9 protein-coding genes are annotated in these 9,233 nt (G+C 41.7%); all 9 read right to left on the bottom strand.

Annotated features, from left to right (window positions below):
* Positions 1-448 precede the first annotated feature (448 nt).
* The 9 genes from HMPREF3002_RS03125 to HMPREF3002_RS03085 all read right to left on the bottom strand — a co-directional run bounded on the left by HMPREF3002_RS03125 (position 449) and on the right by HMPREF3002_RS03085 (position 9,123).
* Entirely contained in the window at positions 449-1,129 is a 681-nt protein-coding gene (locus tag HMPREF3002_RS03125; protein WP_070665223.1) for a YoaK family protein, read from the bottom strand.
* A gap of 193 nt (positions 1,130-1,322) precedes the next feature.
* Positions 1,323-1,961 carry a uridine kinase gene (gene udk, locus HMPREF3002_RS03120; protein ID WP_003002524.1) on the bottom strand — a complete coding sequence of 213 codons (639 nt, stop codon included), beginning with the start codon at positions 1,959-1,961 and terminating at the stop codon, positions 1,323-1,325.
* Positions 1,962-2,385: 424 nt separating this feature from the next.
* Positions 2,386-3,498, bottom strand: a complete 1,113-nt coding sequence (locus HMPREF3002_RS03115) for a hypothetical protein (protein ID WP_070665221.1) — start codon at positions 3,496-3,498, stop codon at positions 2,386-2,388.
* 120 nt (positions 3,499-3,618) lie between these two features.
* The gene (locus HMPREF3002_RS03110; protein ID WP_023918491.1) at positions 3,619-4,698 is read right to left on the bottom strand and encodes a hypothetical protein; all 1,080 of its coding nucleotides are present in this window, start codon (positions 4,696-4,698) and stop codon (positions 3,619-3,621) included.
* A 124-nt stretch (positions 4,699-4,822) separates the two neighbouring features.
* Positions 4,823-5,869 (bottom strand): dTDP-glucose 4,6-dehydratase, encoded by a 1,047-nt coding sequence (gene rfbB, locus HMPREF3002_RS03105; protein ID WP_023918493.1) that lies wholly within the window; start codon positions 5,867-5,869, stop codon positions 4,823-4,825.
* 269 nt (positions 5,870-6,138) lie between these two features.
* On the bottom strand, positions 6,139-6,732 hold the full coding sequence (locus tag HMPREF3002_RS03100) for a dTDP-4-dehydrorhamnose 3,5-epimerase family protein (RefSeq protein ID WP_023918495.1): 594 nt from the start codon (positions 6,730-6,732) through the stop codon (positions 6,139-6,141).
* Positions 6,732-7,601, bottom strand: coding sequence for a glucose-1-phosphate thymidylyltransferase RfbA (gene rfbA / locus HMPREF3002_RS03095; RefSeq protein ID WP_003002772.1), 870 nt, complete (start codon positions 7,599-7,601; stop codon positions 6,732-6,734). The genes HMPREF3002_RS03100 and rfbA overlap by 1 nt, the downstream gene beginning before the upstream one ends.
* A gap of 144 nt (positions 7,602-7,745) precedes the next feature.
* On the bottom strand, positions 7,746-8,261 hold the full coding sequence (locus HMPREF3002_RS03090) for a hypothetical protein (RefSeq protein ID WP_256263413.1): 516 nt from the start codon (positions 8,259-8,261) through the stop codon (positions 7,746-7,748).
* Positions 8,262-8,298: 37 nt separating this feature from the next.
* Positions 8,299-9,123 carry a ZIP family metal transporter gene (locus tag HMPREF3002_RS03085; RefSeq protein WP_023918499.1) on the bottom strand — a complete coding sequence of 275 codons (825 nt, stop codon included), beginning with the start codon at positions 9,121-9,123 and terminating at the stop codon, positions 8,299-8,301.
* Positions 9,124-9,233 lie beyond the last annotated feature (110 nt).

Here is a 9,233-nt window from a genome sequence, read left to right as displayed (position 1 = left end):
CAATTGAGAGGCTAGGACTTTTGTCCCAGCCTCTGGAATATAGATAAACTAATTCTTAGTAAAATAACTTAAGCGATTCTGCAAAGAGATAAAACCGAGGTCTTATTAATTTAAATAGATCAAGAATATACTAAACTTTCCGCTGTGAGAAAAGTGCCTGAAGCTTAACTGCTTCAGGCACACGGAATTATTGAGAGTAAAACAGTTTGGGAAACTGTTTTAGCCTGAGCCCAGAAATTAAAGAGCGAAGGGGCTCAATACGAATTGAACACGGGCTGCGGATTGTGTCAAAAAGATAAGTTCTCCTAGAATCGAAAGATTCTGCGTCAAACTTCCTATTTTGACTTTATCCGCAGACGCCCTTTGTATCTTGATTTAGTCATGGAACTTCTTCGAAGTTCGCTGACGTCCGCACTCACCTAAGGAAAGTTTTTTATGATACCTTTATCTAGTCATGTCGCCGATTGAAGTGAAAGACCTCAAAATACTGAATAGCACGATAGATTAAAAAGATAGTCAAGATGATGGACACCAGCCAGATGGTCTCTAATCCATAAAACTGAATCAAGTAGGTCGAAAAAATGGCCCCAAAGACGAAACTCCCGATCAAGCAGGTCATAAAAATGGCTTCCCAAAGGAATTTCTTCTCCTTTTCTCTGACAAAATTCCCATAAGCCACCATGGTTTTCTTGAGATTTCCTGTCATGAAGGAATGATTATAGGCGTAGCCATCCACTTCTCCAAAAGAGGTCGCTACGATTCCCAAACTCAGGCCAAAAAAAGGCACGATGAAGACATTTTTTACCGATGCTGGCAAAAATCCCGTCACCAAGGTCGTGAGGATAAAGGGCACCAAGGTACTGAGGCGCCAGACTGAATTGTCAATCAAACGCCGCAAAACCGTCATCAAAAAGATTCCCAGCATAAAGGCCAACATGGTCGCTAACTTTACTTCTACATCTGAGATCTGCTGGCCAATCAAACCAACCGATAGAAAGACCACATTTCCCGTCTGGCCTGCCGCCAAGGTCCCACCCCGACAAATAAAAGTATAAGCATCTGAAAAACCAGCACACATGGTCAATAAACAAGCGAACGCCTTGGTCCGCGAATGAAACTCCCTTTTCATTTCCATTCTCCCTAGGAAAAAGAGGGAGTGGTACAGAACGTTACATAACGTTTCCCGTACCACCCCCGCAAAGTTGATTGAGAACTCTTTCGAGTCTTTTAGCGAATGAAGAGTCTCACCAACTACTGCGACATTCCGTAATTCCAACTATTGTTATTGGATTGGAGATCGATTGCCCTCTTTCTCCCTATCTTTATTTTCCTTCACGCGCTTCGTTGAGGATTTTTTCAATCTTGGTTGTGATCAAGTCAATCGCAACTGTGTTGGTCACGCCCTCAGGAATGATCACGTCCGCATAACGCTTGGTTGGCTCGATGAACTGGTGGTACATCGGTTTTACTACACCAAGGTATTGCTCAATGACACTATCCAGACTCCGGCCACGCTCTTCCATATCTCGCTTGATCCGGCGAATGATCCGCACATCATCATCCGTATCAACGAAAATCTTGATGTCCATCAAGTCCCGAAGACGCTTGTCTTCAAGAACTAAGATTCCTTCCACGATGAAAACATCTTGTGGTTCCTGACGATAGGTCTTGCTGCTGCGCGTATGTTCAGCATAGTCATAAGTTGGAATATCTACCGGACGACCCTCCAAGAGTTCATTGATCTGCGCAATCATCAAGTCCGTATCAAAGGCAAAAGGATGGTCATAGTTGGTCTTGATCCGCTCCTCAAAGGTCAAATGACTTTGGTCCTTGTAATAAGAATCATGCTCAATCATGGCAATCTTTTCATTCGGGAAATTGGCCAAAATGGCACGAGACACACTGGTCTTTCCACCACCAGAGCCACCAGTAACACCAATAATAATAGGTCTATTTTGCATTTTCTACTCCATTACCTGTAGTCGTCTGAGAAGAAATAGACATCTCAGACACATCTTATCCATTTTACCATATTTTTGCCTAGACATGAATAGTTTTTCAATAAGAAGTTTGGAAACAAAAAGGACCTTCCGGTACTTTGATTATTTAGATAAACTAATTCTTTAGTAAAAAAGCCAAGTAATCTTGCAAAGAAATAATAATGAGTTCTAATTTTTTAAATGAATCAAGATACTGAAACTTTCCGCCGTGAGAAAAGTGCTAGAAACACTATTGTTTCTAGCACTCGGGAGTTTTGGAACCTTAGGTCCAAAACTAAGTCATGGAACTTCTTCGAAGTTCGCTGACGTCCGTACTCACCTAAGGAAAGTTTCTAAGATGAAGATGACTTTGTCTTCAATCTAAAAGGACCTTGCGGTCCTTTCATTATTTTACTTTTTCTAATTTTGCGGCAAATTCATTACCACCACGTAAGACGAGTATGTTTTTTCCACCGTTGACAGGTACGAAACAATAATTTGAATTAGCTTGTATATAGACTTCCTTAGCGCTCTTCACTTGATAGCCTTGTGATTTCACCGCTTCTTGAATGACTTCAAATGTGTGTTCAATCTCCTCTTTAGAAGTCGTGTCTCCATCATACTTTTCTGAATCAGCTAGAGAATAGAATGCGTAAGCCTTGCTATCGTAATACTTATCACTAATAATTCCATGATCTGAAATCTGAACAGTTGTATTATCTCCTTCTGTCACATTCTTCCATTTTCCAACCATGGCCTTTGGTGTTTCAACCTTGTGATAGACCAAATTATCTTCAAAGTTTCCTTTGTATGACTTATAAGTTTTCAAGTCGAATAAATCATTTCTTAAAATAATATTGCTTCCGTCTTTTTGGAGCAAGTTATAGCGTGTGTTCCCACCAGACTTAATAACAACTATTTCAGTCGTCTTCAGGTTAAATTTCTTATCGACATCCGCAAGTGAATGCAAGTCTGTCGAATTTAACAAAGAAAGTGCGGTATTAAATTCTTTTTTCGCTTCATTGCCCTTGAAAACCTTTTTGATGGTCTCGCCACCATTGACTTTTTGTTTCTTTCCACTTAGTTCATAAGTGACCGGACTTGAATCCGTATTTCTCAACCAAACACCATCTAGACTTGGTCCACCTGAAAAGAAGAAGAACCAAGCAAAGGAAATCACTGCGACAAGTCCCGCAACTGCGGCCCCAATTTGGGGTTGTTTATTAAAACTGAAGCGTGATCTTTTCGGTCTTGGAACAGGTTGCAAAGTTTTCGCCGATGGCTGCGGTTGGACAAAAGCTGTCTGCTCTTGTGAAAGAGGCGCACTAGGTGCAACAGGTGCTTCCTGAGCAGGAGCCTGCGCTTCAGTTGCTGGAGCTGGTGCCTCAGTTGTTGGAGCTGGCGCTTCTTTTCGCTCTACGACAAACTCCCCTTTTTCACGAGCTTCTTGAAATTCTTGCATACTTGGCTTGCGACCATTGACCGCTTCAAAGTATTCAACCCAATCTTTTTGATTCATCATATCCCCCTTATTGATTCATTAAAAAAACTAATCATATTATACCACAAATCAGCGAGTTCAGAGCTTTTTTAGGAAATTCATGATTAAAAGAAAAAAGGACCTTTCGGCCCTTCTGATTTATTTCACTTTTTCCAATTTTTCAACTAAATGATAGTCTTCTGTGAAAACTAGGACTGTCTTCCCTCCATTTACAGGGACATAATAAAAATCAGATCCTAGTTGCTTGTACACGTCTTTCATACTAGTTAGCTGGTAATCTTGAGAATCGACCGCATCTTGAAGATCTTCATATATCTCTTTCACTTTGTCAGCTGTCTTTTCTTGTTCAAACTTAGTTGAAGGCATCTTTTGGAGCTCTTCTAGGCTATAAAAAGCCGTACCTTCGCTACTATCAAATTCACTATAAGTAAGAATACCACGAGCATTTAATTCAAGATAATTGGTTTCATCATGATAAGAACGCTCAATTTTCCATTTCCCAACTAGCACTTTAGGAATTTCTGTCTTGTGAAAAATAGCATTCTTCTTAAAGCTTTCTGAATGATCACTATAGGTAACCAAATCCATCAAGTCATTGGCTAAAATCACATTGGTCCCATTGCTTTGGAGTAGATTATAAACAAGCCCATGCTCGTCTTTAATGATGATAACTTCCCTCGTGTGGAGGTCAAATTTTCTATCAACATCTGCTAAGTTTTTCAGCTTGGAGTAGTTTAACTGGTTTAAAGCTTTCTGAAACTCTTGTTTTGCTTCATTACCTTTGTAAACTTTCTCAATCTTATACTTACCATACGATCGTGGATCTTCTTGATTTAACTCATAAACCACTGCTGTTGAATCAGCAGGTCCAACCCAAATTCCTTCCAAACTTGGAGTCGGTTGGAAGAAAAAGAAATAAGCCAGTACAATAACAGCTAGTATTCCCACACCTGATAAAGCCCATTTGGTCTGCTTATTCCATTTCACACTAAAGCGTTTGATAGCTAGAGTCTCATACCCTGACTCCACTTGTGACGGCATTTGAACCTGCTCACTTTTCTCTCGTGAGGCTACCGCTGATGGAACTGGTGCTTCAGGAACGGTCTCTTTTCGTTCCACTACAAACTCACCATTCGCTCGTGCATTTTGAAACTCTTGCAGACTCGGCTTACGGTTATGGAGTGCTTCAAAATAGTCAACCCAATCTTTTTGATTCATCTATTCCTCCTAATCGATGATTGTTTTCAAACTGATCCTATTATACCATACATGAAAAGGCAATCACTCATTTTCAGAAAATAAAAGAAAAAGTCCAAGCAATTTTCTACTTGGACTTTCTTCCTTATTTCAAAACTTCTTGTGTCTTCGCATAGTTGGCTTCGACAGCTTCTTTTTCAGCTTTCCACCAGTCTTGGTGGTCTGTGTACCACTTGATGGTTTCTTCCAAACCTGCTTCGAAGTTGGTGAATTGTGGTTCCCAACCCAATTCTTCACGCAATTTGGTTGAATCAATAGCGTAACGCAAATCGTGACCAGCACGGTCTGTTACACGGTCGTAGGCATCTTTTGGTTGTCCCATTTTTTCAAGGATCAATTCAAGCACTTCCTTGTTGTTCTTTTCACCATCGGCACCGATCAGGTAAGTTTCACCGATACGGCCTTTAGTGAGGATAGCCCAAACACCAGTTGAGTGGTCGTTGGTGTGGATCCAGTCACGGACGTTCTTGCCTTCACCATAAAGTTTTGGTTTGATACCAGACAAGATATTGGTGATTTGACGTGGGATGAACTTCTCGATGTGTTGGTATGGACCATAGTTGTTTGAACAGTTTGAAATCGTTGCTTTGACACCAAATGAACGTACCCAAGCTTTCACAATCAAGTCAGAAGCAGCCTTGGTTGATGAATAAGGTGATGATGGGTTGTATTTGGTTTCAGCAGTGAATTTTTCACCAGGACCTTCCCCATGTCCAGGAAGATCTTCGCGCAATGGAAGGTCTCCATACACTTCGTCTGTTGACACGTGGTGGAAACGAATGTCGTATTTACGAGCTGCTTCCAAGAGTGTATAAGTCCCAACAAAGTTTGTGTAGATAAATGGAGATGGATCTTTGAGGGAGTTATCATTGTGGCTTTCAGCCGCATAGTGAACGATGGCATCAGCCTTAGCAGCCAATTTATCAACTAATGCAGCATCAGCGATGTCTCCCACCACCAACTCGACACGATCTCCAAGGATTTCTTCGATATTGGCACGGTTACCAGCATAAGTAAGTTTATCAAGGACAGTCACATGCACGTCTGGATGGTTGTTGTATACATAGTGGACGAAGTTTGAACCGATGAAACCAGCTCCACCGGTTACGATGATATGTTTATATTCTGACATTTTTTCTCCAAATAATTTTTAGTTTTGATTATTCCTTAAATCAATCTTTTTTTTAGCTTTCCTTAGGTGAGTACGGACGTCAGCGAACTTCTTCGAAGTTCCATGACTAAGTTTTGAGCCTAGTGTATCAAAACTTCCGAGCACCTGAAACAAAAGTAGTTCAGGTGCTTTTCTCACGGCGGAAAGCTAAGTACATAGCTCGCTTCGCTCGTTTATAGCAAAGCTAAAAACTATATAATGATGTTCTTGATTGTTTTAAGATTTATATTTTACAAATCTTCTGCTTTTAGGGGTTTGACGTCTTTGAGCAATGGGTGGTTCTTGTCTGCTTCTGAGACTTCTGCTTCTTCCAAGTTTTCCCATTGGATGTCTAGGCTTGGGTCTGCATAGTTGACAAAAGCATATTTTGGTTTGAGTTCCAATGCCCAGTAGTCATTGACTAAGTAAGTATAGGCAACTTTGTCTGTCAAAACTTGGAAGCCATTGGCAACACCACGAGGGACGAAGATGCCTTTTGAAGCATCGATCACTGTTTGGTAGGTATTCCCAAAGCTATCGCCTTCACGAAGGTCTACCCAAGTGCCAAGAACCTTTCCTTCATCTGCTACAGAGATGTACTTGTCCCAAGGCTCTGCATGCAAACCACGCAAAACATTCTTACGAGAGAATGAAATATTGTTTTGCAACTTGCCTTCTGCAAAGAAGCTTTCAGGGAATCCAAGGGGAAGCATTTTCTCTTTTTGGAAGTTTTCTTTAAACCAACCACGGTTATCCCCGCGCACTGGAATATCAAACTCCATCAAGCCTGGGATGGCTTCAATTTTGCGGGCTGCTAATTCTTTATCAAAAAATTGTTCCGTCATTATGCTTCTCCAATCAAACGGAGCAAGTATTGTCCGTATTCGTTTTTCTTCAATGATTGCGCTAATTCATGGACTTGTTCTTTGGTGATATAACCCATGCGATAGGCAATTTCCTCAAGGTTAGCCACTTGGACATTTTGCAAGCGTTGAACAGTTTCGATATATTGAGATGCTTGCAAGAGGCTTTCGTGAGTTCCAGTATCCAACCAGGCAAAACCACGGCCCATGAGCTCAACAGAGAGATCTCCACGCTCCAAATAAGCCTTGTTGACATCGGTGATTTCAAGCTCGCCACGAGGACTTGGTTTGATGTTTTTGGCAATTTCTACCACATCATTGTCATAGAAGTAAAGTCCTGTCACTGCAAAGTTCGATTTTGGATGTTCTGGCTTTTCTTCGATAGAGATAGCGTTCATATCCGCGTCAAACTCTACCACACCAAAGCGTTCTGGATCTTTAACTTGGTAACCAAAGACAGTCGCTCCTTTTTCTTTCGCTTCTGCCCGTTGCAACATCTTGGTTAAGCCATTTCCGTGGAAGATATTGTCCCCAAGGATGAGGGCAACATGATCGTCACCGATAAAGTCTTCCCCGATAATGAAGGCTTGCGCCAAACCATCTGGACTTGGTTGCTCTGCATAAGAGAGAGAAATTCCTAGTTCAGAACCATCTCCAAGAAGCTCTTCAAAACGAGGAAGGTCTTGAGGTGTTGAGATGATCAGGATATCTTTGATCCCAGCCAACATAAGGGTTGACAGCGGATAGTAGATCATTGGTTTGTCATAAATGGGCATCAATTGTTTAGAAGCCGCACGTGTCAATGGATACAAGCGAGTTCCTGAGCCCCCTGCTAAAATAATACCTTTCATAATGTTAGGCCTTTCTACGTAGTCATTACCCTTATTTTATCATGTTTATATAAAAAAGTCACCTTGCATTTGTGTTACAAGGTGATGACAGGAGATGAGTGTTGTAGAATTGTTAGCATTGGTCTTACTCATGATTCAAATAGATTACTGCTCCTTGACTGAGCCGTCTGAAAACCTTACCTTTACTCCAGATTTGGTCGTGCCTTTCCTAGAATCCATAAAGCTCTGAAATTCCTCATCTTCATTATGATAGACCCCTATCTTCATTTTATGAACATATTTATCATAGGCTAATTCGTGTTGCTTTGTAGTCCCATCAACAAATGTAATTTTGACATCAGCTCCCCATGCGTCTGAAGGAATGGAGCTATAAGATGGATTTAGAATCTCAATCTCCTCAATACCCTCGTAAGAATTCTTCAAGGTCTTTACAAGGCTGACTTCATACTCTCTATTGCGTTGCTTTTCCTCCAATTGTTTGTTCATATGAAACAAAGAAATCCCAATTGCAATAAGGAGAGGCATAGCGATGACACTCATCATCCTTTTGCTTTTCTTTATAAACTTGATTTTTACCATAAGATAATACTCCTGACTAATGAAGAACCCTTTGAGCTGTATCTGACTATCTTTTTTCTCAAAGACAATAACAGCAATCAAAAAAAGAGCTTGTCCTGATGCTCTCCTTTTCAGTTCCTTATCCCAAAGCGACGTCTAGGATCATCATAATGACAAAGCCAACCATGAGGCCCAGGGTCGCTACGTCTGTATTGCCATTGGTCTGGGAGTCTGGGATCAACTCTTCAACCACCACGAAGATCATCGCACCTGCCGCAAAAGAAAGGGCGTAAGGCAAGATGGCCGTCATGGACAAGACAGCTACTGCTCCTAGCAGAGCTCCGATGGGCTCGACGATAGCGGACATGGATCCCCAATAAAAGGCATTGAGACGGGATTTTCCATCTGTCCGGATTGGAATGGAAAGAGCTGCCCCTTCTGGGATATTTTGCAAGCTAATCCCAATGGCCAAACCAACCGCCCCGATAAAGGCTTCTGGACTTGGATTGCTAGCCAGAGCTCCAAAGGCCACTCCGACCGCTAAGCCTTCTGGGAAATTGTGGATGGTAATGGCGAGAAAGAGTAGAGTCGTTTTAGACAACTTCTTCTCCCGCGGCGTATGGATACTCTCAGCATCCTCAATCTCCTTACTCATATGAAGGTGAGGGACGATGGCATCTATCAAACGGAGGAAAAATCCTCCAGCTAAAAAACCAATAGCTGCCGGCAGCCAAGCCAGGCTCCCATAAGAGGTTTCCGCATACTCAATCGAGGGTTGCAAGAGTGACCAAAACGAAGCCGCGATCATAACCCCTGCCGCAAAGCCCATCATGATGTCCAGTAACTTGCGACTAATATGCTTGAAGAAAAAGACGATGGCTGAGCCTACAATGGTACAGCCCCATGTAAACAATCCTGCGAGAAAGGCCTGTAAGACCCCGGATTGTGATTGAAACCAATTCAAAGCAACTCCCATATTCTTGATGATTCACTTGTTCTATTCTATTATTTTTAGCCAAATTACGGAAGGTCTTTCGAAAAAAAGAGAGTGGGACAGAAATCGGTCATTCGTTA

This window comes from Streptococcus sp. HMSC065E03 (assembly GCF_001815045.1).
Lineage (GTDB): Bacteria > Bacillota > Bacilli > Lactobacillales > Streptococcaceae > Streptococcus > Streptococcus parasanguinis_AD.
This window is presented reverse-complemented; position numbering and strand designations above follow the sequence as displayed.